At 64.0% G+C, this 25,958-nt stretch carries 20 protein-coding genes; 12 read left to right on the top strand and 8 right to left on the bottom strand.

Annotated features, from left to right (window positions below):
• Positions 1–3: 3 nt before the first annotated feature.
• From ACQKRQ_RS14880 to ACQKRQ_RS14860, 5 genes are all read left to right on the top strand, one after another.
• Positions 4–936 (top strand): glycosyltransferase family 2 protein, encoded by a 933-nt coding sequence (locus ACQKRQ_RS14880; RefSeq protein ID WP_427477830.1) that lies wholly within the window; start codon positions 4–6, stop codon positions 934–936.
• Between the two features lie 100 nt (positions 937–1,036).
• Positions 1,037–2,212, top strand: coding sequence for a glycosyltransferase (locus tag ACQKRQ_RS14875; RefSeq protein ID WP_427477828.1), 1,176 nt, complete (start codon positions 1,037–1,039; stop codon positions 2,210–2,212).
• Positions 2,213–2,215: 3 nt separating this feature from the next.
• Positions 2,216–3,685 carry a glucose-6-phosphate isomerase gene (locus ACQKRQ_RS14870; protein ID WP_427477826.1) on the top strand — a complete coding sequence of 490 codons (1,470 nt, stop codon included), beginning with the start codon at positions 2,216–2,218 and terminating at the stop codon, positions 3,683–3,685.
• Positions 3,682–4,911: a glycosyltransferase family 4 protein gene (locus ACQKRQ_RS14865; protein WP_132374646.1), complete on the top strand. Its 1,230-nt coding sequence runs from the start codon at positions 3,682–3,684 to the stop codon at positions 4,909–4,911. Before ACQKRQ_RS14870 ends, ACQKRQ_RS14865 begins: the two co-directional genes overlap by 4 nt.
• Positions 4,912–4,990: 79 nt before the next feature.
• Positions 4,991–6,157 (top strand): glycosyltransferase family 4 protein, encoded by a 1,167-nt coding sequence (locus ACQKRQ_RS14860; RefSeq protein WP_427477824.1) that lies wholly within the window; start codon positions 4,991–4,993, stop codon positions 6,155–6,157.
• 129 nt (positions 6,158–6,286) lie between these two features.
• Here the strand turns inward: ACQKRQ_RS14860 and gmd are convergent, their stop codons facing one another.
• From gmd to ACQKRQ_RS14845, 3 genes are all read right to left on the bottom strand, one after another.
• Positions 6,287–7,330: a GDP-mannose 4,6-dehydratase gene (gene gmd, locus ACQKRQ_RS14855; protein WP_427477822.1), complete on the bottom strand. Its 1,044-nt coding sequence runs from the start codon at positions 7,328–7,330 to the stop codon at positions 6,287–6,289.
• 161 nt (positions 7,331–7,491) lie between these two features.
• Positions 7,492–8,220: an SGNH/GDSL hydrolase family protein gene (locus tag ACQKRQ_RS14850; RefSeq protein WP_427478345.1), complete on the bottom strand. Its 729-nt coding sequence runs from the start codon at positions 8,218–8,220 to the stop codon at positions 7,492–7,494.
• Positions 8,221–8,225: 5 nt separating this feature from the next.
• Complete coding sequence (locus ACQKRQ_RS14845; RefSeq protein WP_427477820.1) at positions 8,226–9,326, bottom strand: acyltransferase family protein; 1,101 nt, start codon at positions 9,324–9,326, stop codon at positions 8,226–8,228.
• A gap of 670 nt (positions 9,327–9,996) precedes the next feature.
• On the opposite strand from ACQKRQ_RS14845, the gene ACQKRQ_RS14840 reads away from it, so the two are divergent.
• The 3 genes from ACQKRQ_RS14840 (at position 9,997) to ACQKRQ_RS14830 (ending at position 16,181) form a co-directional block, all read left to right on the top strand.
• Positions 9,997–12,198, top strand: coding sequence for a hypothetical protein (locus tag ACQKRQ_RS14840; protein ID WP_427477819.1), 2,202 nt, complete (start codon positions 9,997–9,999; stop codon positions 12,196–12,198).
• Between the two features lie 63 nt (positions 12,199–12,261).
• Complete coding sequence (locus tag ACQKRQ_RS14835; protein WP_132374642.1) at positions 12,262–13,728, top strand: flippase; 1,467 nt, start codon at positions 12,262–12,264, stop codon at positions 13,726–13,728.
• A complete protein-coding gene (locus tag ACQKRQ_RS14830; RefSeq protein WP_427477817.1) occupies positions 13,725–16,181 on the top strand; it encodes a glycosyltransferase family 4 protein in 2,457 nt (818 codons plus the stop codon). The genes ACQKRQ_RS14835 and ACQKRQ_RS14830 overlap by 4 nt, the downstream gene beginning before the upstream one ends.
• 117 nt (positions 16,182–16,298) lie before the next feature.
• Here the strand turns inward: ACQKRQ_RS14830 and ACQKRQ_RS14825 are convergent, their stop codons facing one another.
• Complete coding sequence (locus ACQKRQ_RS14825; protein WP_427477815.1) at positions 16,299–17,510, bottom strand: acyltransferase family protein; 1,212 nt, start codon at positions 17,508–17,510, stop codon at positions 16,299–16,301.
• Positions 17,511–17,750: 240 nt separating this feature from the next.
• Between ACQKRQ_RS14825 and ACQKRQ_RS14820 the strand changes: the two genes are divergently transcribed.
• The gene (locus tag ACQKRQ_RS14820; RefSeq protein WP_165923841.1) at positions 17,751–17,894 is read left to right on the top strand and encodes a hypothetical protein; all 144 of its coding nucleotides are present in this window, start codon (positions 17,751–17,753) and stop codon (positions 17,892–17,894) included.
• A 307-nt stretch (positions 17,895–18,201) separates the two neighbouring features.
• Complete coding sequence (gene galU, locus ACQKRQ_RS14815) at positions 18,202–19,119, top strand: UTP--glucose-1-phosphate uridylyltransferase GalU (protein ID WP_427477813.1); 918 nt, start codon at positions 18,202–18,204, stop codon at positions 19,117–19,119.
• Between the two features lie 145 nt (positions 19,120–19,264).
• On the opposite strand, the gene ACQKRQ_RS14810 is transcribed toward galU, so the two are convergent.
• Positions 19,265–21,439: a malate synthase G gene (locus ACQKRQ_RS14810; RefSeq protein ID WP_427477811.1), complete on the bottom strand. Its 2,175-nt coding sequence runs from the start codon at positions 21,437–21,439 to the stop codon at positions 19,265–19,267.
• 117 nt (positions 21,440–21,556) lie between these two features.
• Positions 21,557–21,961 carry a heme-binding protein gene (locus ACQKRQ_RS14805; RefSeq protein ID WP_132374637.1) on the bottom strand — a complete coding sequence of 135 codons (405 nt, stop codon included), beginning with the start codon at positions 21,959–21,961 and terminating at the stop codon, positions 21,557–21,559.
• A gap of 343 nt (positions 21,962–22,304) precedes the next feature.
• Here ACQKRQ_RS14805 and ACQKRQ_RS14800 point away from each other — a divergent pair, with 343 nt between their 5' ends.
• A complete protein-coding gene (locus ACQKRQ_RS14800) occupies positions 22,305–23,186 on the top strand; it encodes an MOSC domain-containing protein (RefSeq protein WP_427477809.1) in 882 nt (293 codons plus the stop codon).
• Between the two features lie 83 nt (positions 23,187–23,269).
• Here ACQKRQ_RS14800 and ACQKRQ_RS14795 read toward each other — a convergent pair whose 3' ends face one another.
• Entirely contained in the window at positions 23,270–23,650 is a 381-nt protein-coding gene (locus ACQKRQ_RS14795; protein ID WP_132374635.1) for a response regulator, read from the bottom strand.
• Between the two features lie 116 nt (positions 23,651–23,766).
• Between ACQKRQ_RS14795 and ACQKRQ_RS14790 the strand changes: the two genes are divergently transcribed.
• The gene (locus ACQKRQ_RS14790) at positions 23,767–24,975 is read left to right on the top strand and encodes a GAF domain-containing sensor histidine kinase (protein WP_427477807.1); all 1,209 of its coding nucleotides are present in this window, start codon (positions 23,767–23,769) and stop codon (positions 24,973–24,975) included.
• Between the two features lie 32 nt (positions 24,976–25,007).
• Here the strand turns inward: ACQKRQ_RS14790 and cobA are convergent, their stop codons facing one another.
• Positions 25,008–25,823, bottom strand: a complete 816-nt coding sequence (gene cobA, locus ACQKRQ_RS14785; RefSeq protein WP_408313067.1) for a uroporphyrinogen-III C-methyltransferase — start codon at positions 25,821–25,823, stop codon at positions 25,008–25,010.
• Positions 25,824–25,958: the final 135 nt, after the last annotated feature.

Genomic DNA, 25,958 nt, shown 5'->3' with positions numbered 1-25,958 from the left:
ACGATGAAAGTGACGGTACTGGTTCCGACTTACCGCCGCCCGGCCGATCTGGCGCGCTGCCTCGCGGCGCTGCAACGGCAGTCGCGGCTGCCTGACGAAGTGGTGGTGGTGGCGCGCGCCGACGACGAAGCGACCCATGCGTGCCTGCGCGATCCGGCCGTGCCGGGCGCGCTGCCGCTCTCGGTGGCGCTGGTCGAAGCGCCCGGCCAGGTCGCGGCTCTGAATCGCGGTCTGGACGCCGCGCGCGGCGACGTGATCGCGATCACCGACGACGACGCCGCGCCGCACGCCGACTGGGTCGAACGCATCGCTGCCGCGTTCGCCGGCGACGCGCGCCTCGGCGCGCTCGGCGGACGCGACTGGGTGCACGAGAAAGGCCGCGTGCTGGACGGCGAGCGGCCGCTGGTGGGCAAGGTCACGGCGCACGGCAAGATCATCGGCAATCATCATCTGGGCGTTGGCGGTGCGCGCGAAGTCGACATTCTGAAGGGCGCGAATATGAGCTACCGCCGCGAGGCGGTGCGCACCATCCGCTTCGACGCGCGCCTGCGCGGCACCGGCGCGCAGGTCCACAACGACATGGCGTTCAGCCTCGCCGTGAGAAACGCCGGCTGGAAGCTGATGTACGACCCGCGCGTTGCGGTCGATCACTTTCCCGCCGAGCGTTTCGACGACGACCGGCGTGACGCGCAAACCATGGCGGCCTTGCGCAACGCAGCCTTCAACTTCCATCTGATCCTGCGTGACCAGTTGCCGCCGCTGCACCGCGAAACCGCCTGGTGGTGGTGGACGCTGGTCGGTACGCGCGTTTATCCGGGGCTCACGCACGCGGCGCTCGCGCTGCTCTCGAAGCAGGCCGGCCTGAAGCTGACGCGCTGGCGCGCCGTGCGCAGCGGCGCGCACGAGGCGCGTCGCGCGCTGTCACGCGCCGCGTGATCGCTCTGGCTCGCACCACGTCCCGCACGTTCGCGCATCGGCGCACGGCCCGCGTCAGGGCCGCCGATGCCCCTTTCCACCGGCAGAGCGGAGTGTCTGCATGAGTACGAAAGTTCACGTTCATCTGTTTTACGGCGCCGACCCGCGCTTTTATCGACAGGGCGACGACATTGGTTGTCTGTATGGCTATCACCACGCGGAATCCGACGCGTTCAAGCTCACCTATTCGCAAGATGCCCGCGAAGGCAAGCCGGTGCGCCTGCTGCGCCGCGCGCTGAAGGCGGCGCTCGGATTCGACTTCATCCATACGTGGCGCAACCGCGCCGAGATGCTGCGCTCGGACGTGATCTGGACGCACACGGAACAGGAATGGCTCTCGGCGGCCCTCATGCTGCTGCTGAGCGGCCGCAAGGCGGGCGCCGACGCGTCGCCCTTGCTGCTCGCGCAAAGCGTGTGGCTGCTCGATAAATGGCCTTCCTACGGCATTCTGCGCAGCTGGTTGTATCGCAAGCTGATCACACGCGCCGATCAGCTCACCACCCTCGCCAGCGAAAACGCCGAGCTGTGCCGGCGCTATTTCGATCGCGACGCCAAACCGCTGCTCTATGGCCTGAACACGCGCGACTTTCCGGTCAAGACACCGGCCGAATGGGCGCCGCACACGCCGATCCGCATCGCCGCGATCGGCAACGACCGCGACCGCGATTGGGAGACGCTCATCAAGGCGTTCGGCAACGACGCCCGCTACACGGTAAAGCTCGCGACCCGGCGCCGGATTCCCGCGTCGCTGCGCGCGCCGAATGTCGAAATCGCACTGTTCTCCGGCATCAAGAAGCAACACGAACTGTACGACTGGGCCGACGTGATCGTCGTGCCCCTGCGGCCGAATTCGCACGCCTCGGGCATCACCGTGATGCTCGAAGCAGCGGCGGTCGGCAAGCCGATGGTGGTCACGAATGTCGGCGCGTTGCAGGATTATTTTCCGGCGGGCGAGGCGTCCTATATCCCGCCGTTCAATCCGCAGGCATTGCGTGAAGCGGTCGACCAGCTCGCTGCCGCGCCGCTGGACGCGCTGCGCCAGGCGCAAGCGGCCGCCGCCGGCCTGCTGTCGCGCGACCTGACCACGCAGCACTACGCGATGCAGCACGTGCGGATCACGCAGGAGATGCTGCGCGCGCGCGCCTCGTCACGCGTGCGCTCGGCGGCCGGCATGGCGACGGCGGCGGGCGTGTCCGACGCTGAGCGGCCGGCGCGGCAGTCGCGCGGAGGTCTCTGAACGATGTCGACGATTGCGCGAAGCGCCGATAGCGTGAACGGCACCGGACGGGCGCCGTCCCGCGGCCGCAAGGAATGGCTGCCGGAGGCTTTGCTGTGGTTCGTCACGACGCTGCTGATCGGCGCGCATCAGGGCACGGTGCTCACGCTCGCGTTTCCGATGCTCGCGATCCTCACGGGCCTGTGGCTGTACTTCAAGAGCCCGGCGCGCTATATCGGCTTCATGTGGTGGCTGTGGTTCCTGAGCCCGGAAGTGCGGCGTCTGGCCGACTGGTCCAAGGGTTCGTTCACGCCGACCAGCCTGATCCAGGTCGCGCCGCTCGCGGTCACGATGATCAGCGCGCTGTCGCTCCTGCGCTACTACAAACTGCTGGCGCAACGGCGCGGCCTGCCGGTGCTGCTGATCCTGCTCGGGCTCATCTATGCGTTCCTCGTGGGCGTGATGTCGAGCGGGCCGCTCGCGGCCACTTACGACCTGGCGAACTGGCTGTATCCGATCCTGATCGGCTTTCACATCATGGCGAACACGCGCCAGTATCCGGAGTACCGCGACACCATCGTCAACACGTTCATCTGGGGCATGCTGGTGATGGGCGGCTACGGCCTGGTGCAGTTCTTCATCATGCCGCAGTGGGACGCGCTGTGGATGCTCGGCTCGCAGATGAACTCGCAAGGCGACCCGGTGCCGATGGGCGTGCGCGTGTTCAGCACGATGAACTCGTCGGGACCGTTCGCCTTCGCGATGATGGGCGCGATGGTGTTCGTCATGGCGGCCACGCACCGGGTGCGCTGGGTCGCCGCGGCGCTGGGTTTTTTCGCATTCGCGCTGAGCCTCGTGCGTTCGACGTGGGGAGGCTGGGTCATCGCGTTGCTGATTCAGCTCGTCAAATCGAACAACAAGGTGCGGGTGCGCATCGTCGCCAGCGCGGTGCTGTTGGCGGGGCTGTGCGTGCCGTTGCTGGCGGTCGGTCCGGTGGCCGAACGGATGCAGGCGCGTCTCACGACCATCGTCAACCTGAACGACGACCAGAGCTACGCCGCGCGTAACGAGTTTTACGCGACCTTCGCTAAAACGGCCTTTACCGACGTGTCGGGCGAAGGCATGGGCGCCACCGGAACCTCCACCAAGCTCTCGAACGACGGCGGCCAGCTCGGCCAGTACGGCAACTTCGACAGCGGCGTGATGAACATTCCGTTCGTGCTCGGCTGGCCCGGCACGCTGCTCTATATGTCCGGAATCATCTGGCTCGTGACGCGCGCGGTGCTCGCGTCGTTCAAGCTGCGCAACGACAAATTCGTGTCCGCCTGTATGAGCCTGAGCCTCGCGACTTTCGCGATGCTGGTGTTCACCAATTCGCTGGTCGGCACGGGCGGACTGCTGCTTTTCATGGGTGTTTTTTCGATCCTTTCCGCGGTTCATTACGAAAAGATAAACCGCAGACGCACGCTATTTCTCCACGGAGGCACTGATTGAGAGTCGCCATTGTCACGCACGTTGTGCGCCATAACGACGGCCAGGGGCGCGTCAACCACGAGATCGCGCGCGCGGCCCTCGACGAGAACATCGGCGTCACGCTGGTCGCCTCGCACGTCGCGCCGGATCTGCTCGCGCATCCGAACGTCCGCTGGGTGCCGATGAAAATCGGCCGCTGGTGGCCGACCAATCTGCTGCGCCAGCAGGTGTTCGCGTTCAAGAGCGCGATGTGGCTGCGCGCGCATCGCCGCGAATACGACGTGCTGCACGTGAACGGCTTCATCACGTGGATGCCCGCCGACGTCAACACCTCGCACTTCGTGCATAGCGGCTGGTTCGGCAGCAAGTACTATCCGTTCGGGCTCACCAAGGGCGTGTGGTCCGCCTATCAGTCGGTCTATACGCGCTGCAATGCGCTGCTCGAACGCTGGGCCTACCGGCGTTCGAAGGTGATCACGGCGGTGTCGCAAAAGGTCGCCGACGAGATTCACGCGATCGGTCTCACGCCCGACAACCGTGTCGATGTGATCTACAACGGCGTGGATACGCAAGGCTTCGCCGCGGCTACGGGCGACCGCGAGAAATTCGGCCTGCCGAAGGACGCGTTTTTGCTGCTGTTCGTGGGCGACCTGCGCACACCGCGCAAGAACCTCGGAACGGTGCTCGCCGCGCTCAAGTATCTGCCCGAGCACGTGCAGATCGCGGTGGCGGGCTTCCTGCCGGGCAGTCCGTATCCGGAACAGGCGAAGGCGCTCGGCATTGCGCATCGCGTGCATTTTCTCGGTCTCGTGAAGGAGATGCCGGTGCTGATGCATTCCGTCGACGCCTTCGTGTTTCCGTCGCGCTATGAAGCAATGAGCCTGTCGCTGCTCGAAGCGATGGCGGCGGGCTTGCCGGTGGTCACGGCGCGCACCGCGGGCGGCGCTGAAATCATCACGCCGGAATGCGGCATCGTGCTCGACGATCCGGACGATCCCAAGGCGCTGGCGCGCGCGGTCGCACGCCTCGCCGACAACCACGTCGAGCGCCGCGCGATGGGCGTCGCCGCCAACGAACTCGCGACCGGCTTCGGCTGGGCGCGCATGGCCGCGCAATACATCGCGCTGTATCGCCAACTCGCGGGACAGCAGAAGCATCGCCGGCAAAGCGAGGCGGAAGCGGCAGCGGTCGCCAAGACCGACGCGTTGACGCTGAACACGCTGGCCGGCCAGAAGAGCGCGGAATGACGTTGCGGGGTTCATCAACCCGGCTGGCGCGTTCATCGCTCAACCATCACAACTCTCAAAACGCACAGGGGTCACAACCATGACGACGAGTTCTATCAAATCGCTGCAGATCGGGATGCACTGGTTCCCCGAGCGCGCGGGCGGCCTCGACCGCATGTACTACTCGCTGGTCGGCGCGTTGCCTGGCGCGGGCGTCGCGGTGCGCGGCGTAGTGGCCGGCTCGCCCAAAGTGGCCGCCGACACCGGCGGCGCGATCAACGGCTTCGGCTCCGCCGCGCAATCGCTGCCTTTGCGGCTGATGGCGGCGCGCCGCGCACTGCGCCAGGAAATCAGCACGTCGCGCCCCGACGTGATTTCCTCGCACTTCGCGCTCTATACCTTTCCGGGTCTCGACGTGACGCGCGGCATACCGCAGGTCTCGCACTTTCAGGGGCCGTGGGCCGACGAGAGTCACGTGGAAGGCGCCGATTCGCTCGGCCAGCGCGCCAAGCGCTATCTGGAACAATCGGTCTATGCGCGCTCGTCGCGGCTGATCGTGTTGTCCGAGGCGTTCGGCAAGATTCTGACCTCGCGCTATCGCATCGCGCCGGACCGTGTGCGCGTGGTGCCCGGGTGCGTCGATGTCGAGCAGTTCAATCTGCCGATCTCGCCCGCCGAGGCGCGTCTGAAGCTGCAATTGCCGCAAGACCGGCCGATCGTGCTGGCGGTGCGGCGGCTGGTGCGCCGCATGGGTCTCGAGGATCTGATCGATGCGGTGAAGCTGCTCAAGCGCAGCTCGCCGGATGTGTTGCTGCTGATCGCCGGCAAAGGGCGGCTCGAGGGCGAACTGCAGGCGCGCATCACCGAGGCGGGTCTGGAGGACAACGTGAAGCTGCTGGGTTTCGTGCCCGACCAGCATCTGGCGGCGCTGTACCGCGCGGCGAATATCAGCGTCGTGCCGACGGTGGCGCTGGAAGGCTTTGGCCTCATCACCGTCGAGTCGCTGGCCTCGGGTACGCCGGTACTGGTCACGCCCGTGGGCGGCTTGCCTGAGGCGGTGGCGGGTTTGTCGCCGAATCTGGTGCTGGCGGAGACGGGCGCTAAAGCCATCGCGGATGGACTCGCGGGCGCGCTCAACGGCACGCTGAAATTGCCCGATGCCGATGCATGCCGCCGCTATGCGCGCGAGAACTTCGATAACTCGGTGATCGCGAAGCGGGTGGCTTCGGTGTATAGCGAGGCGATTGCGGCGGGCGGGGTGCACTGAGCCAGACGTGAACTACGCTCGTGGCACGATGAAATAAAAAAGACGCGGAGCCTCGATCATCAGGATCAGGCTCCGCGTCTTTTTTTGCATGGAAGATACGCGACCGCGGCCGCGCATCTTCGTAGGGGATCAGAACGTCTCGTGATGCTCGTTACGTCCGAGATCCGCATGAAACATCATGTGGCACAACTGCTCCAGCGTGGTTTCCGGCTTCCAGCCGAGTTTTTCGTGAGCCTTGTCAGCGCAGCCGATCAGCAGGTCCACTTCGGCCGGGCGATAGAACTTCGGATTCACGCGCACCAGCGTCTTGCCGGTGGCGACGTCGATACCGGATTCGCGCTCTTCCTTGCCCGACCATTCGAGCTGATAGCCCGCTGCCGCAAACGCCATGCGCACGAAATCGCGGACCGTTTCGGTGCGGCCGGTGGCGAGCACGAAGGTGTCCGGTTCGTCGGCTTGCAGCATGCGCCACATGCCTTCCACATATTCGAGCGCGAAGCCCCAGTCGCGCTTGGCGCTCAGGTTGCCGAGTTCGAGCACGTCCTGCTTGCCGAGCTTGATCTTGGCGACGGTGTCGGTGATCTTGCGGGTGACGAATTCGCGGCCACGCAGCGGCGATTCGTGATTGAACAGAATCCCACTGCTCGCAAAGAGGCCATACGACTCGCGATAGTTGATGGTCGACCAGTGCGCGAACAGCTTGGCGACGCCATACGGGCTGCGCGGATAGAAGGGCGTGTCTTCGCGTTGCGGAACGGCCTGCACGAGGCCGAACATTTCCGACGTCGACGCCTGGTAGTAACGCGTCTTCGGATTGAGGATACGGATGCCTTCCAGCAGATTCAGCGCGCCGATGCCGGTCACTTCGGCGGTGGTCACCGGCTGGTCGAACGACACACCCACGAAGCTTTGCGCGGCGAGGTTGTACAGCTCATCGGCTTGCGCGCCTTCGAGCAGGCGCAGCGTCGAGCCGAGGTCGGTCAGATCGTGTTCGACCAGACGCAGATTCGGATGATCGAGCACGCCGAGCTCACGCATGCGCCAGAAATTGACGGAGCTCGTGCGCCGGTAAGTGCCGGTCACGATATAGCCCTTGTCGAGCAGCAGTTTGGTCAGATAGGCGCCGTCCTGTCCGGATACGCCGGTGATGATCGCTTTGCGTGGTTGGCTCATAGCTTGCCTTCGAGATTGTTAAAAGAGAAAAAGAAAAAGCAGTCGCGCCGGCTAGGGCGCATTTCATCGGCACACTCGGAAGCGCATCTCAGAAGCACGTTTCGCAAGCATCAAAAAGCATCCAATGCACCCAATGCACGAAACGCACTTGAAAAAGCGTTTCAGGGCGTGCCGTCCAACAGCCGCCGCACCAACGGTTCGACGACCTGAAAATCCTGTTCGGCCTTCAGCCGGTACAAATCCGGCTTGGGATGCGCGCCGTCGGACATCAGCGTCTTCCAGTCCGGCAGACTGCCGATGTAGGCGAACTGGTCGACGAGCGGCACCTGCTGCTCGGCGGCCACGCGGCGCGTCATGGCGACCATCGTCGCGAGCCGCGCGTTGAGCCGGTTGTCGGGCATCGGGTTCGCGGTCTGCAGAACCGGCTGCTTGCCGAGCGCGCGAGCGGTTTTCACGAGCGTCGTTTCGGCCGTGTAGAACTGCTCGGGCGTCTGGTTCTGCATCACTTCGTTGATGCCGTAGTTGATCAGTACGATCTGCGCGGGCGAGGCGGCGAGCCGTTCCTGCCACGGCAAGCCGGCCGTCGGGCCGGCGCGGCGATTGCCCGTGCCGTCGCGCAGCTGCGTCGCCATCGTGTTGCCCACGCCGTAGTTCGTGACCAGCACCCGTTCGCCGTGCCGCGCCTGCAATTCATCCTGCAGGTACGCCACGGCGTTTTGCGCCTGCGGACCGCAATGGCCGCCGCTGCAGGTAATGCCGAGCGTCGTCGAGTCGCCGTAGGCCTCGATCAGCACTTGCGATCGCGGGCCCGGCGCCGCGGCGAACACGGCGGATGCGATGAGTGATGCCGCGGCGCATGCGCTTGCAGCGAGCCGTGCACGGCGCTTCATCCACTTCATGCGCGGCTTTGCGGCGCTTGCGGCGCGGTGCTGACACCGCCGCCGTTGGCGGCCTGCGTCGGCGCATGCGCGTTGCCCGCCGAGCCGAAAATCAGGCGCTTCTCGAACGCGAACCACGTGACGGTGGCGTAGACGAGCGTGATCGCGAGCGCGAGCGCGGCGGTCACGAAGCGGTTCAGATGCAGCGGCCACAGCGCGTACAGCACGCTCAGGTGAATCAGATAAATCGTGTAGCTGATGGTGCCGATATAAACCAGCACGGGATTGCACAGCAGCCGTTTGACGATGCCCTTGCTTTGCAGGGCGATGACCACGACGGAAGTACAAAGAACCAACGAAACGCTGTAGAGCCCGGCGTTTGAGAGCGGCGTATTGGCCGCGCGAAAGCGGGGAAAGTGCAGATGCAGCCACGCGAGTACCGCCAGCGCCGCGACCAATCCCAGCACGGCGACGCCTTTGTAAGGCTCGAGCGCATGACGGTCACGCCGCACGGCCACCGCCAGCAGCGCGCCGGCTGCGAGCAGGTCCATGCGGAACGGCGTCAGGTAATAGATCGGCCAGAACGAATCGAACCAGGGCGTGGCCACCGCGCGCAGCACGGGCACCAGCAGGATCAACGCGGCGGCCACGTAGCCGAGCACGCGCTCGGGCACGAGCAGGATCACGAACGGCCAGACAATGTAGAACTGCTCTTCGACGGCGAGCGACCACAGCACGTTCAGACTGTCGTGACCGCTCTGATTGAGCGCGTCGCCGATATTGGTCGCGAAGAACGCGTACCACTGCCAGTGCTGCGCCCAGCCGAGGCCGAACAGAATCGACGACACCAACATCAGCAGCACGTACGGCGGCAGGATGCGGCGCGCGCGGCGTGCGTAGAAATAGCCGAAATACGACTGCTGACGCGCTTTGCGCTCGAGCAGGATGCCGGTAATCAGAAAGCCGCTCAAAACAAAAAACAGATCGACGCCCATCCACAGCGGCGCTTTTAACGCGTGCTGCGCGAACACGGCAAGCACGGCGATGGCGCGCAAGCCGTCGAGCTGCACGATGCGGCGGGAGTGGGAAGGCGCTAAGGGCAGTGCGCTGGCAGTCATGAACCGTCCATGGTGTGAAGCAGATGGGCCGGGCGAAGGATCGCGCGAGGGTTCCGGGGAACAGGCGCGCTCGCTTCGCATCGCAACGGAAGTGCAATCGATTCTAGGGAAAATAAAATCGTGAAAAAACGGGAATGAATTGGATAAATGAATCAGATTGCAACAGGGTGTTTCGTTATCCATTCGCAATGGATTTTTATGCTTGTGCCGGACGGATGACGGGATATGTAATAAGTGCGGATCGCGTTGCTGCGCATCGGTAAGGATGGGTGCCGAGGGGAGCGTGCGGATGTGCGCCGTACTTGATTTCGTTTTAATCCATTTTTAATGGTTTTCTTTCACAACGCTTAAGGCGTCGAATATTTTTGAATTATTTTCGATTTTCGTCGCGGTGTTTTTTCCGCGTAATGTGAGCCGTGCGGATTGGGTGGCCAAGGAGGGCGCGTGGGCTGCGCGCGTTGCTTGCCGCCGGGCCCCCGGACTTGGGTTGGCCGTCCCGTCGACGACGCTCGGTCCGTGCCCCGTTCCGCACGAATCTGTCTCATGTCCTTGCACGGCTTCTAGCGGTTTGCATCACGAGATCGGCCGCGATTCGTAGCGTCATTTCATTGAGTTGTGTTTCCGCGCGAGCCTTATTGCCCGCGCGCGGCGCTGATTGGAGGAAATACCTTTGCCCCGTTTCACGTTCAAAAGCTGGCTCGCTGTCTTTGCGTGTGCCGTCGGACTGGCTGCGGGATCGGCCAGTTTCACGGCTCATGCGGAAACCGCGTTGAACGCGAAAACGTCGTGGATCGGCAATACCTTCGGTTTCGGCGACGGCACCTGGGCGCAGATCAACATCACCGCGATTGCGGTGGCGCCGGACGGCAAGGTCTATACGAACGCGCCGTGGGACGAAAGCGGCGCTGAAGCGAGCGTCTATCAGAACGGCAAGATGCTCGGCTTCGCGGGCGGCACGCATGGCTGGGGCAACGGCGGCGGCAACGCGGTCGCGGTGAATCGCAAGTACGCGTTCGTTGCGATCGCGGTCGGCAACGAGAAGGGGCGCCTCGTCGAGCAGGGCGTGTGGCCCGAAAAGGGCAAGCAATGGTTCGGCATCTCGCGCCGGCAGATCGCCGATCCGAAACGCGCCGCGCCGTTCCAGCCCGCCGCGAAAAGCGCCGACCCGCACGCGCAACTGGCGGCCGGCTTCCTGATGATGAACGAAGTGCCGACCGGCACGAGCGCGGAGATCGGCGGCCTCGCGGCGAACGACACCACGTTGTTCGCGGCGAACACCGCGCGCGATCGTATCGAGGTGTACGACGCGGAATCGATGCAGCAGAAAACCACCTGGAGCGTGCATGAGCCGGGCCGACTCGCGCTGGCGCCGGACGGCACGCTGTGGGTGTTGAGCGGCACGCGCAACGACCGTGAGCCGCATGTCGAGCACTACACGGCCGCGGGCAAACGCATCGACGAAAACTTCACGCTGCCTGCCGGAACGATCGCGGTGGATATCGCGGTCGATGCACAAGGCCGCATCCTGATCGCGGATAACGGTCCGCGTCAGCAGGTGCTGTATTTCAGCAAGAACAACGGCCGTTATGCCGAGTCGGGTTCGCTAGGCGAGCGCGGCGGCATTTTCAGCGGCGTCGCCGGCAAGCCGGGCCCGCAGCGTTTCAACGGCCTGACCGGCGTGGGCGTGGATGCGCGCGGCAACGTGTACGTGTCGACCAACGGGATTGGTCCGCGTTACGAGCCGATCGGCGCGGGTCTCGGAGCGACGCTCGAAAGCTATGCGCCCGACGGCAAGCAGAACTGGCAGGTGCAGGGGCTGCTGTTCGTCGACAGCGCGTGGATCGATCCGTCGCGGCCGGACAGCGTCTATACGGGTAATAAGCGCTTCGAACTCGATCTGTCGAAGCCCGCGGGACAGGACTGGAAATACGCGGGCTTTCTGTCGAACCGCTTCAGGTATCCGGACGATCCGGTGTTTCACACCGATCAGTATCCGGGTCTGCCGATCGCCCGCAAACTGAAGGGCCGCACTTTCCTGTATCTCACGGACATGTACGCGGACCATCTGAAGATCTATCGCTTCGACCCGCAGCACGACGGCGAAACGGCGATTCCTTCCGGCTTTATCGCGGGACGCGAGCGCGCGGTGGCCAAGGTGCCGAATGCGCCGCCGGGCGGCGACTGGATCTGGCGCGATGCGAACGGCGACGGCAAGTTCAACACCGACGAATTCACGCTCAATACGAGCGGCACGAAACTCGCGGGCGGCTGGGGCTGGTGGGTCGACACCGCCGGCGACATCTGGCGCACGCGCGATACCAAGGGCATCTATCGCTTCCGCTTCGGCGGGCTGGATGCGAAGGGCAATCCGGTCTACTCGTATTCGAACATGACGCAGTACCCGGTGCCGCAACCGTTCACGGAATTGCACCGTGCGATTTACGACCCCGACACCGACACGATGTACGTGACGGGCTACACGCCCGACACGCCGGTCGATCGCGGCTTCTGGAAAGAAGTGGGCCGCGTGCTGGTGCGCTACGACAAATGGTCGAGCGGCAATCCGGTGCAGCGCTATGCGATCACGCTGCCGTGGCAGACGCAGAGCAAACCCATCGCCACCATCATCGGCCTCACGGTCGAAGGCCAATACATTTTCGGCGTCGAGCCGGTTGGCGCGGTGCACGTGTGGGACAAGGACAGCGGCAAGGAGATCGGCGTGATCCGGCCGGGCCCGGAAGTGGGCGGCGCGTCGGGCTGGGTCGATGTGCCGAACGGCATCAGCGCCGCGAAGCGCGCCAACGGCGAGTACCTCGTGTTCGTCGAGGAAGACGCGCGCGGCAAAGTGATGATGTACCGCTGGAAACCGTGACGGCGCTCAGCGCTTCGCAGGTAATCAGCCATCCCAGGTAATGCAGTCAACTCAAGGCATCCGATGGACAAAGGCATTCTCAAGAACGTAGCGATCAACTTTTTCGGGCTGGTGCTGCCGACTTTCGTCTCGCTCGTGACCGTGCCGTCGTATATCAAGCTGCTCGGCGTCGAGCGCTACGGCGTGATCAGCCTCGTGTGGACGCTGATCGGCTACTTCGGGATTCTCGATCTCGGCATGAGCATGGCCGCGCAGAATCACATCTCGAAGGCGCGCGCAAGCGGCGACAAGGACGAGAGCGCACGTGTGTTCTGGAGCGCGACTTGGCTCAATCTCGCGACCGGCGTGATCGGCGGATTGATCATCTATTTCGGCGCGTTTCTCTACACCGCGTATTTCACCAAGGTGTCGCCCGAATTGCAGCACGAGGTGTATATGGCGCTGCCGTGGCTCGCGGTGGCGATTCCGATCGCCAACGTGTCGTGGGTGTTCGCGGGCGCGATCAACGGCGCGGAACGCTTCGGCGTCTATAACACCAATCAGACCATCGGCACGTTTCTGTTCCAGTTGCTGCCGCTCGGCGCCGCGCTGTGGATGGGCGCGACCTTGCAGAACGTGCTGGCCGCAGCGGTGTTCGCGCGGATCGTGGCCGCGCTGCTGCTGGGCCGCTCCGCGGTGAAAGTGCTGGAGATACGCCGCATTCTGCCGCCGCAATTCGGCGTGGCGAAGGGGCTTTTCAATTTCGGTGGCTGGATGCTGATTGCGAGCGTCACCACCATGATCGCCGACTCGCTCGATCGCGTGATGCTCGGCACCAGTCTCGGCGCGCGTTTCGTCACGTATTACACGGTGCCGCAAAACCTCGTGACGCGTCTGAACATCGTACCGACGGCGCTGGTGCGCACGCTGTTTCCAAGGCTCTCCGCAGTCGGACGCGCCGACGCCGACACCATCACCCAGCAGTCGCTCGAATTTCTCAACGGTGTGTTCACACCCGTCGCGCTGGTCGCGATGCTGGTGCTCGAGCCGTTCCTGCACCTGTGGGTCGGCAACGAGATCGCCACCGTGGCGGCGCCGGTGGGCCGCATCATGATCGTCGCCGTGTGGCTCGTCGGCCAGGCGAACGTCACGCGGATTCTGATCCAGTCGCAGGTCAATCCGGCCACGGCCGCGCGCGTCGGTTTGTTCGAATTGCCCCTGTTTGCAGGGGCATTGTGGTTCGGCATCACGCATTTCGGCCTGACCGGCGCGGCGGTGGCCGTGGCCGGCCGGGCGCTGTTCGACTACGCCGTGTTGCTGCGCCTGTCGGCGATTCGCGCGAAGCAGATCGCGCTCGACATGCTCGCCCACCTTGCCTTTCTGCTGGCCAGCCTGTGGCTCGCCAGCTTCCTGCCGAGTCTCGCAATGGCGATTGTTGCCGGCGTATTGATGGTAGGCGCGAATGTCGCCTGGTCGATCACGATGACACCCGCCTTGCGCGATCTTGCGCGTTCACTGCTGTTGCGACTGAATCCGAGGAAAAGCGCATGAACCACGAAGTCCTTGAAGAAGCCGTGCTGCAACCCGCGACGCGCAGCGCACTGGCCGAACTCACCACCGTTCCCGGCGTTCAGGCGCCACCGCGGCGCGCCGCGTTGCGCGCCGATAAAACAGTGCGCGTTGCGATCGTGCACGACTGGCTCGTCACCTATGCAGGGGCGGAGAAGGTGCTCGAACAGATCGTCGCGTGCTTTCCAGACGCGGATCTGTTCAGTCTCGTCGATTTTCTCGACGACCGCAGCTTTCTGCGCGGCAAGTCCGTCACGACCTCGTTCATCCAGAAGCTGCCGCTCGCGCGCACCAAGTACCGCTCGTATCTGCCGTTGATGCCGCTCGCGATCGAACAGCTCGACGTGTCCGCGTACGACGTGGTGATTTCGAGCAGCCACGCGGTCGCCAAGGGCATTCTGACCGGCCCCGACCAGGTGCATATCAGCTACGTGCATTCGCCGATCCGCTATGCGTGGGACTTGCAGCATCAATATCTCAAGCAGTCGAAGCTGACCAGCGGCCCGAAGTCGGCCATGGCGCGGCTGATTCTGCACTACATGCGCAACTGGGATATCCGCACCTCGAATGCGGTGGATGGCTTCGTCGCCAATTCCGAGTTCATCGCGCGGCGCATCAAGAAGGTCTATCAGCGCGATGCGCAGGTGATCTTTCCGCCGGTCGATGTCGAAGCCTTCGCGCTCTGCACCGAGAAGGACGACTTTTATCTGACCGCCTCGCGCATGGTGCCGTACAAGAAGATCGATCTGATCGTCGAGGCGTTCGCGCGCATGCCGCAGCGCAAGCTCGTCGTGATCGGCGACGGTCCCGACATGCAGAAGATCCGCGCGAAAGCGGGGCCGAACGTGGAGATCATGGGCTATCAGCCGTTCAAGGTGCTCAAGGACCGGATGAGCCGCGCCAAGGCCTTCGTGTTCGCCGCGGAAGAAGACTTCGGCATTTCGGTGGTCGAAGCGCAGGCGTGCGGCACGCCGGTGATCGCCTACGGCAAGGGCGGCGCGCTCGAAACCGTGCGTGATCTGTCCGAGCCGCGGCCCACCGGCATGTTCTTCGACGAACAGAACGCCGAGTCGATCATCGCGGCGGTCGAGCGTTTCGACGGCCACGTGAAGCGTTTTTCGCCGGTGGATTGCCGCGCGAACGCCGAGCAGTTCTCCGCCGCCCATTTCCGCGAACGCTTCTTCGCGCATGTGCGGGCGGCCGTGCCGGCGTTGCGCACGGCGACGCTGCCGCCGTACGTGCCATACAAAGCGCCAACCGTTGCGAACGGTCCGCGCATTCTGGCCGTCGATCAAAGCGGCGTGCTCGGCGGCGCCGAACTGTCGCTGCTGGAAATCGTCAAGGCGTTGCGCTCGCGCATCGAGGTCGTGCTGTTCGACGACGGCCCGTTCCGCACCGCGCTCGCCAAAGCGGGCGTGGCCGTCGACGTGCTGGATGCGGGCGCGCTGCGCCATGTTCGCAAGCAGGGCGGTTCATTGCCGAAGGGTCAGGCGCTCAAGGGCCTGCTGTCGCTCGTGCGCGCCACGGCCAAACGCGCGCGCAAGGCCGACGTGATCTACGCGAACACCCAGCGCGCGATGGTGATCGGCGCGATCGCAGGCAAGCTGGCGCGGCGCCCGGTGGTCTGGCATCTGCGCGATATCGTGAGCCCCGAGCATTTCGGCGGCAAGCAACTGGCGATCATCAAATGGTGCGCGCGTCTGGGCCTCACGCATGTGATCGCCAATTCTGCCGCGTCGGCGCGCGCATTCGCCGAGCTCACGCAGTTCGACAAAAAACGCATCGACGTGGTGTTCAACGGCATTTCCGCCGCGCCGTTCGACGCCTTGCGCCCGGTGCCCCAAGCGACGCTGCGCAAGCGCCTCGGCTTGCCTGAGGATGCGTTTCTGGTCGGCTCGTTCAGCCGCCTCGCACGCTGGAAGGGGCAGCACGTGCTGCTCGAAGCGATGGTGCTCAACCCGCAGATGCATGCGGTGCTGGTGGGCGCGCCGCTCTTTGGCGAGGACCAGTACGAGATCGAACTGCACGCGTTCGTCGCCGCACACAACCTCGGCGGCCGTGTGCATTTTCTCGGCTTCCAGCACGATATCGCGGCCTGCATGTGCGCGGTCGATGCGGTCGTGCATACGTCGATCACGCCGGAGCCGTTCGGCCGCGTGATCGTCGAAGGCATGCTGGCGCAGCGGCCGGTGGTGGCGGCACGCGCGGGCGGCGTGCTGGAGATCATCGACGATTACGAGAACGGCGTGCTGTGCACGCCGGGGGACGCGCACGGCCTTGCCGACGCGCTCGCTGAATTGCGCTCGAACGACGAACTGCGCAACCGGCTGGTCAGGAACGGCTATCAGACGGCGCTGAGCCGGTTCGGCACCGCAACCTATGTCGAGGGTGTCGAGCGGATTCTGAAGCGCGTGGCGGGGCCGAAAACGGCTTAGGAAGGTTTTTACGCGGGGGTAGGCAGGGACATGGCCAGTCCCTGCCGTTGGCGCAGCGGAGCGAAAGTCTCACGACGTTCGCTCCGTTTTTTTATCACGTGGTTTTGAGGCCTTGGTTCAAGCCTTTTTCAAAGCCGCTTTCGGCTTGAAGCTGGCCGACCATTTCATGGCCGGCAGTTCGACCAGCCGGTAGAACACATAGGCCACCGGCACGGCCACCAGCATGTAGCCGAACGACGGCCAGATCGACATTTGCAGCGACGAGCGGAACAGCAGCGACGACAGCAGCACGAAGATCGGCAAATGGATCAGATAGAGCGAGAAGCTGAAATCGCCGAACCGCCCGAGCAGACGCGTGCCGAACGCAGGGCCGCGGTCCGCGTTGCCGCGCTCCAGCGCCTTGTACAGGTAGAACGCGAAGCCGATGGCCCAGAGTTGGAACGCACCGTACTGGCCGAAATGGAACGCGGCGCAGCCGAGCGCGACGAACCCCGCAGCGAGCGCGTAGAGCCACACCGAGGAGCGGGCCTGCGGCGCGCGACGGGCCCGGGCGTCGGCGATCCACGCGCCGAGCGTCCACGAAAACCAGTACGACGTGAAGAACTGAATGTCGTGGCGTTCTAGCACGTAGGCGGACACCACGTTGATGACCGCGACGATCGCCAGCACGGAGGTCATGCCGATGCGCCGGCGCAGTGCGAACAGTAGCGGATAGATCGCGTAGAACTGCACTTCGAGCGAGAGCGTCCAGAGCGCGCCGTTCGAGCCGAACGTCTTGCCGGCCACGCCTTGCAGCGAAAACAGATTGACGAGGAAAGCCTGCAGGCCGATCTCGCGGATCTTGTGACTGACGGGCGGCAGTTGCAGGCTGAACCAGTCGAGCGCGAAGGTCAGCACCAGTGCGGCGAGCAGCACGGGATAAATGCGCGCAAAGCGGCGCACCCAGAAATTGCCCGTATCGAGCCGGTAAGCGGGATTGCCGGCCAGGCGCAGCGCGCCGCCGCGGTGAATGCAATAGCCGCTGATCACGAAGAAAATCGGCACGCCCGCGGAGCCCCAGGCAATCGGGAACGTCAAATACGCGGCAATCGAATTCAGACTGAATGCGTGGCCCACGCTCTGGTGAAACGCCTGCATGCCGACCCATTCCACCTGGCGGCAATGAAAATACGCCACCAGCAGCGCGGCGAAGCCCCGCATGGCGTCGATGACATGCTCCTTGCCGGCGCTGTCGGCGCGCGCTTCGCTCTGGGCGCGCGGCGTGGCGGCCGTGCGAGGCGGGGGGAGGGGCAGGGATGAGCCGGCGGCATCCAGTGCTGAGTCGCTCATGCGCGGTCCTTATTCTGACGGAGGAAAAACGAATTCGCGCGGGCGCCATACGCGCCTGCGGTGCATGACATGCTAGTGCACAGCGCGGGTAAAAAATCGATAAAAAATTGCGTGGTGAATTGAATTAATTGACGATTTGTGACGAATTGTAATTGAGCATAAGCAGATGCAGCAGCGAATTATTTACCGCTTTTGTCGTGCTACTTTAAGCCACGGATTCTCTTGACCCGAGGTGAAGTCATGAACCTGCATTTACTCGCCGGCATTGCCGTGCTGCTGATCCTTGTCGCTGCCTCCGCCTATCGGGAGGCGCTGCGCAACGAGCCCATCCGCCGTTTTCGGATGAATCCGGGCAAGCTGCCGCAGCTCGACGAGAACGAATAACGCGGGCCTGAAGAGCCGCGAGGCGCGCCCGTGATCCATCCGCCGGCGCGCCTGGCGCATCTGAAGGCCAGTTGTCAGGATATGTAAAATTTTCGGAATTGCCGGAAAATAAATCGATTTCAATGCGTAATTGTTGCCCGACGTTTGTCACGCTGCGGCATATTGAAGAAGAATAGATTTATTTATTCCAATTGAGGAAATTTCACATACGGACTGGCGTCATTTTTTTGCTAGTCTGTCCGGCGACATCGATTGGCCGCCAGGCCCGCGAACACACCAATTTCTAACCGATGTGGGAATGCCTACCATGCTGAAAGTCACCAAAGCCGTGTTTCCCGTAGCGGGCCTCGGGACACGATTCCTGCCGGCAACCAAAGCAAGTCCTAAGGAAATGCTGCCGATCGTCGACAAGCCGCTGATTCAATACGCGGTCGAAGAAGCGATTGCTGCCGGCATCACCGAGATGATCTTCGTGACGGGCCGCAGCAAGCGCGCCATCGAAGATCACTTCGACAAGTCCTACGAGATCGAAGCCGAACTCGAGGCGCGTAACAAACAGAAGCTGCTCGATCTGGTGCGCAGCATCAAGCCGGCCAACGTCGACTGTTTCTATGTGCGTCAGGCCGAAGCGCTCGGCCTCGGCCACGCGGTGCTGTGCGCGGAGAAACTGGTGGGTGAGAGCCCGTTCGCGGTGATTCTGGCCGACGACCTGCTGCACAGCTCGAAGCCGGTGATGAGCCAGCTCGTCGATACGTTCAATCACTATCACAGCTCGGTGATCGGCGTGGAAACCATCGCGCGCGAAGACAGCCGCTCGTACGGCGTGGTGGATGGCCGCGAGTGGGAAGACAACGTGATCAAGCTGTCGGGCATCGTCGAGAAGCCGGCACCGGACAAGGCGCCGTCGAATCTCGGCGTGGTGGGCCGTTATGTGCTGATGCCGACCATCTTCAAGCATATCCGCGCATTGAAGCCGGGCGCGGGTGGTGAACTGCAATTGACCGACGCGGTGCAATCGCTGCTGACCGAGGAGCAGGTGCTCGCGTATCGTTATTTCGGCACGCGCTTCGATTGCGGCAGCAAGCTTGGTTATCTGAAGGCGACGGTGGAATTCGCGCTGCGCCATCCGGAAGTGAAGGCGGAATTCGAGGCCTATCTGCAGGCGTATATGCAGACCAATATGCAGGAAGGCGTGCCGGCGCAGTATGCAGCAGAAGCGGCTTAAGCGGCGTCACTAGTCGCTGCGAACTTACCACGCAGAGGTAACGCGCAGCAGCACCGCGCGCATTAAAACGGGCGCCGCAAACCATGCGGCGCCCGTCTTTTTTTCACCCGACCCGCGCATCACGCGCGGCCCGGCAAACCCGCTGTCAGACTTCCTTCTTCACTTCCAGCCGGAACTTATGCAGCAGCGGTTCCGTGTAACCGCTCGGCTGCTGGCGTCCTTCGAACACCAGCGCCTGCGCGGCCTTGAACGCGATCGTATCGAAGCCCGGCGCCATCGGTTTGTAGAGCGGGTCGCCCGCGTTCTGCTCGTCGACCACCTTCGCCATACGCTTGAACGTCTCTTCGACGAGCTCGCGCTTCACCACGCCGTGATACAGCCAGTTGGCGATGTGCTGGCTGGAAATACGCAGCGTGGCACGGTCTTCCATCAGGCCGACGTTGTGAATGTCCGGCACCTTCGAGCAGCCTACGCCCTGATCGATCCAGCGCACCACGTAGCCAAGGATGCCCTGCGCGTTGTTGTCGATCTCACTGCGGATCTCGTCGTCGCTCCACTTCGCCTCGGCGACGACCGGAATCGTCAGCAAGCCGTCGAGCAGTTCGTCGCGCACCGTCACGTATTCCGTGCGTTCCAGTTCCCGCTGAACCTTCTGCACGTCGACTTGATGGTAATGCAGCGCATGCAGCGTGGCGGCGGTCGGCGAGGGCACCCATGCGGTGTTCGCACCGGCCGTCGGATGCGCGATCTTCTGTTCGAGCATGGCGTGCATCAGATCGGGCATCGCCCACATGCCCTTGCCGATCTGCGAGCGGCCGCGCAGGCCCGCGCTCAAACCGACCAGCACGTTGCTGCGCTCATAAGCGGCGATCCAGGCGCTCGACTTCATGTCGCCCTTGCGCATCATCGGACCGGCTTCCATGGCCGAGTGCATTTCGTCGCCGGTGCGGTCGAGGAAACCCGTGTTGATGAACGCGACACGCTCCGACGCTTCGGCGATACAGGCGAGCAGGTTCACGCTGGTGCGGCGCTCCTCGTCCATGATGCCCATCTTGATCGTATTGCGCGGCAGCTTCAGCAGGTCTTCCACGCGCGCGAACAGTTCGCTCGCGAAGGCGACTTCGGCCGGCCCGTGCATCTTCGGCTTGACGATATAGATCGAGCCGGTGCGCGAATTCAACTGGTGCTTGCGGTCGTGCAACGCGCACAGCGTGGTGATGACCGCGTCGAGAATGCCTTCCGGAATCTCGTGGCCGTCTTTGGTCAGCACCGCCGGATTGGTCATCAAATGACCGACGTTGCGAATGAACAGCAGCGAGCGGCCATGCAGCACGACCGGCGCGGTGCCGTTCGCGGCGGTGTACACGCGGTCGGCGTTCAGCCGGCGCGTGAAGGTCTTGCCATTCTTCGTGACCTCTTCGGTCAGGTCGCCGGTCATCAGGCCAAGCCAGTTGCGGTAGAGCAGGACCTTGTCGTCCGCATCCACGGCCGCGACCGAGTCTTCACAGTCGATGATCGTGCTCACCGCCGCTTCGACCACGACGTCCTTCACATGCGCCGCATCGGTCTTGCCGATCGAATCGTTCGCATCGATCTGGATTTCGAAGTGCAGGCCGTTGTGCTTGAGCAGCACGGCGGACGGCGCGCTTTCCTCGCCCTGATAGCCGATGAATTGCGCCGGCGTCTTCAGTTCGCTCGTGCCGTTCTTCAGCGTGACGATCAGCTTGCCGCCCTCGACGCTATAGCGCGTGGCGTCGGCATGCGAGCCGTTCGCGAGCGGCGCGGCCTGGTCGAGGAATTTGCGGGCATAGGCGATCACCGCGGCGCCGCGCACCGGATTGAAAGACTTCTGCTTTTCCGCGCCGCCCGTCTCGGGGATCGCGTCGGTGCCGTACAGCGCGTCGTACAGGCTGCCCCAGCGCGCGTTCGCCGCGTTCAGCGCATAGCGCTGATTCGACAGCGGCACCACGAGTTGCGGGCCGGCCTGTTCCGCGATTTCGGTGTCCACGTTGTCGGTCGTGGCTTTGACGCTGGCAGGCACGGGCACGATATAGCCGATGCCTTCGAGAAACGCACGGTACGCTCGCAGATCGCGCACCGGACCCGGATTGGCGCGATGCCACTTGTCCAGCTCGGTTTGCAGGCGGTCGCGCTCGGCGAGCAACGCACGGTTCTTGGGCGCCAGCTCGTGCACGAGGGCGTCGAAACCCGACCAGAATGCGGCGCTGTCGATTCCGGTGCCGGGCAGGGCTTCGGTTTCGACGAACTGGTCGAGGTTGGCGGCGACTTGCAGTCCGCCGCGCGTGTTCATCTGAGTCATCGACTGCTCCATCTATCTGAATGGGGCCGATGAGGGGGCATCGGCCCGCGTTGTGCAACGGTTAGCTTGTTTGTTTCATGGCGGCCGCTTTGGTCGGTTTGCGAACCACCCGCAAACTCAAGCGGCGATGGCCTGAATACCCGCCTTGGCGATCTGCGCGTCCTGATCCGACTTGACGCCCGACACGCCGACCGCGCCGACCACCTGGCCGTCGACGATCACCGGCACGCCGCCTTCCAGCGTGCCTTGCAGCGGCGCGCTCAGGAAAGCGGTGCGGCCGTTGTTGATCATGTCTTCGTATACCTTGGTTTCACGGCGGCCGATCGCCGACGTGCGCGCCTTTTCGGTCGCGATGTACGAGCTGGCCGGCGCGCTGCCGTCCAGACGCAGCATGCCGAGCTGATGGCCGCCATCGTCGACCACCACGATGGCGACGGCCCACTGGTGTTTCTCGGCTTCCGCGCGGGCGGCTTCGAGAATGCGGGTCGTTTCGGCGACGGTCAACACGGGTTTGCTCAGCATAATGAATTTCCTGGTTTGGTTATGGTAAGGATGCTTCTACACGTTCTATCCAGTGGCGCGCGGGAGTGCGGCCGCGTTGATGTTCGGTGACAGCGCGGATTGCACGCAGCCTTCCAGGATCCACATTGTGCGCGGATGCCGCGGCGCCGGCCTTGTCATTGCCCAAGCGCTTTGCTTGGGGATTTTACGTCCAAGCGCGGCCGGAAGAAACGGCGGCATCGCCCCGACCGGTCTTTGGCGGCTCGTTTGGCCGCCATTCCGGCTGGAACGATGAGCGCGGAGGGCTTTACAATCAAGCATCAAACACAAGAATGCGCACGCTCCCCACGTGCATACCCACGCCATGCCGACCATCAGCGAGCTATTCGTCTATCCGATCAAATCCTGCGCGGGCATTGCGCTGCCTGAGGCACGCCTCTTTGCCACCGGCCTCGAATACGACCGCTACTGGATGGTCACCGACCCGGCCGGCGCCATGCTCACGCAGCGCGCGTATCCGCGCATGGCGCTGATCAAGGCCGAAATCGGCGCCGAGGACCTCATGATCCGCGCGCCCGGCATGAGCGAGTTGCGCACGCCGCTGGAAAGCGCGCGGCTCGAGGCGTCGCACGCGGTAGAGACCAAGGTCTGGCGCGACGCCGCTTACGGGCTCGACACCGGCGAGGCGTGTGCCGCGTGGTTCTCGACGTTTCTCGGCGTGCCCGCGCGGCTCTTGCGCTTCAATCCCGACCGCGAGCGCATTGTCGATCCGGACTACACGGGGAGCGTGGGCGGCGCGACCACCCATTTCGCCGATGGTTTCCCGCTGCTGGTGATCGGCCAGGCGTCGCTCGACGATCTGAACACGCGCCTGAATGGCAAGGGCGCGCCGTCGATTCCGATCGACCGGTTCCGTCCCAACGTGGTGCTGACGGGGCTCGATGCGTACGAAGAGGACTATGTGGAGACGCTGAGCGTCGACGGAGACGGGGGCGAGGGCGCGGCCGTGCAGTTGCAACTGGTCAAACCGTGCTCGCGCTGCCCAATGCCGACCATCGACCAGGCGAAAGGCGCGCCCGATCCGGACTGGCCGAACGAGCCGACCGACACGATGAGCGTCTACCGCGCGAATCCGCAGCGAAACGGGGCGATCACGTTCGGCAACAATGCGCTCGTCGCGAGCGGGGCCGGGACGTGGCTGCGCGTGGGGCAGGCGGTGGAAGCGGAACTGGGCTTCGGCGATTGAGGGCGGTGACGGGGTAAAACCCGGTTAAACCTCGGGCACGGGAGCTGCGCGCAAAACCAGGGCACCTGCCTGGACAACACCGGCTAATGCCGGACACGCCCGGTCAATGCCGCGAGAATCACCGGCATCGGCACCGGCTTGACGAAGTGATGGTTGAAGCCCGAGCGCAGCGATTCGCTCTTTTCCTCGGCGCGCTCGAGCCCGCTGACCGCGACCAGGGTGGGCGCAGGGACATCGCCCACGTAGCGGATTCGCCGTGCCACCGCGCGCCCGTCCAGACGCGGCATTTCGACGTCCAGCAGCGCGGCCTGTGGATGCCATGCGCAATACTGAGCCAGCGCGTCGAGGCCGTTGCGCGCGGTCCGGACTTCGAAACCGTGCGCGCTGAAGTAGAGTACGTAAGCGGCCAGCAAATTCGCGTCGTCGTCAGCGATCAGAAGGCGTGCGGCTGGGTGATGGGCCATCTGATTTCCCTCAGGTTGTGTTCCTGATAGTGAGCAATTTGAAGTCCCGATAGAATCGATACTCGATAAAGTGTTTTTTCAGGCCAGATCGGCAAGGATGCGCAGTCCCGCTTCTTATGAATAATTTACCGATCGGCAACGACGAAGACGCCGACATCGCGCGCGATATCGAAGCGGTTCAGCGTATCGATGCCGTGCCTTCCATCCTGCGCATGATCTGCAAGAACACCGGCATGGGCTTTGCCGCGGTGGCCCGCGTCACGGAGCAGCGCTGGACGGCGTGCGCGGTGCAGGACGAAGTGAACTTCGGTCTGGCGGCGGGCGGCGATCTGGACCTGCACACCACACTGTGTTTCGAGTCGCGCGCCGCGCGGGCCTCGATCGTCATCGACAATTTCCACACGGATCCGGTTTATCACGGCCATCACACGGCGCAAATCTACAAGCTGGGCAGTTATATTTCCGTGCCGATCATTCTTCCCGACGGCAGCTATTTCGGTAATCTCTGCGCGATCGACCCGAATCCCGCCGAGGTTTCGAATCCGCGCACCTTGCGCATGTTCGAGGTATTTGCCGACCTGATCGCGATCCAGCTCGCCAACGAAGGCCGCCACCAGGCCACCGAGGCCGCGCTGCGCCATGAGCGGGAAAACTCCAGCCTGCGCGAGCAGTTCATCGCCGTGCTGGGGCACGACCTGCGCAATCCCTTGTCGGCGGTGAGCGCGACGGCCGAACTGCTGTCGTTGCGCAAGAACGAGCCCGATCTCGTGAAGATCGGCCAGCGCCTGAAGTCCACCACCTTGCGCATGGCTCGCCTGATCGACGACGTGATGGATTTCGCGCGTGGCCGGCTCGGTTCGGGCATCGGCGTGTCGATCGACGACGTCGACGATCTGGCGATGGCGCTGCGGGTGGTCGTCGCCGAAGTGCGCGAGGCCAATCCGGATCGGCTGCTCGCCGACGATCTCGCCATCTCCGCGCGCGTGCGCTGCGACCGCACCCGTGTGCAGCAGTTGCTTTCGAACCTGCTCGGCAACGCGGTGACGCATGGCGCGGCGGAGTTTCCGGTGCGGGTGCGGGCACGCATCGAAGACGATGAGCTCGTGCTGAGCGTCCTGAACGGCGGCAACGTGATTGCACCGGAGAGCTTGAGCAAGGTTTTCGAACCCTACTGGCGTCCGGCGACCAGCAAGCCCGGCGGCGGCCTCGGACTCGGCCTCTATATCTGCAAGCAGATCGTGAGCGCGCATGGCGGCACGCTCGAAGTCAGATCGTCCGCGCAAGAGGGCACGTGCTTCGTCGCAAGACTGCCGACCGGCGTTTGAACTGAGCGGTTGAGATGCGCGCAGACGGCTCATCAGGCGGCCTGTGCGATTGCCTCTCGCGCGTTCTGCATGTCCGCCTGCATCGCGGCTGCTTCGTCGCGCCATGCGTTATCTCCCGCCCACGCATGCTCGACGCTCTCGCCGATCGCGCTGCCGACCAGAATCACCGCCGGGCTGCCGAAGCCCGCGCGCGTCGCATCCGCGGCGAGCCGATCGAGGCGGCTCACGAGACGCCGTTCGTTGCTGCCACCGGCCCATTGCACGACGGCTGCGGGCGTATCGGCCGGCAGACTCGCGAGCAACGCGGTTGCAATGCTGTCGATGCGCCGCATCCCCATATAGATTGCCAACGTGGTGCGCGTCGCGGCCAAAGCGGCCCAGTCCGGCTCGCCGTGATCTTCCGTGTGCGCGGTGACGAAGCTCACGCCGTGGCAATGGCGGCGATGCGTGAGCGAGATGCCGAGCCCCGCGGCGGCCGCGAACCCCGACGAGATGCCGTTGACGATCTCCACCGGAATGCCGGCGCCGCGCAAGACCGCGAGCTCTTCGCCAGCGCGTCCGAACAGCAGCGCTTCGCCGCCTTTCACCCGCACCACGTGCAAGCCCTTGAGCGCATAGCGCTGCATCAGGCGTTCGATAAACGCTTGCGGCGTCGACCGGCAGCCGCCGCGCTTGCCCACACGAATCACGCGTGCTTGCGGCGCCAGCGTCACGATCTCGGGGTTCGCGAGGTCGTCGAGCAGAACGACATCGGCGGCGGCCAGCGCTTTGGCGGCCTTCAGCGTGAGCAGATCGAGCTCGCCGGGGCCGGCGCTCAACAAGGTGACCTTGCCGGTATTCGTGTTCATCGCGGTATCTATCACGGTGTCCTTCGCTTCAGTGTCGGCCGGCGATCGCTGTTTCGCCGACGCCAAATAAAAAAACGGCGTCCGCTCGTGATGGTCACGAGGGGACGCCGTTGTCCGTTTACTGCCTGGTGTGCT

Source organism: Paraburkholderia sp. NPDC080076 (assembly GCF_050281145.1).
In the GTDB taxonomy this organism is placed as follows: Bacteria; Pseudomonadota; Gammaproteobacteria; order Burkholderiales; family Burkholderiaceae; genus Paraburkholderia.
The sequence above is the reverse complement of the archived record's forward strand: the minus strand, read 5'-3'. Positions and strand labels throughout refer to the sequence as shown.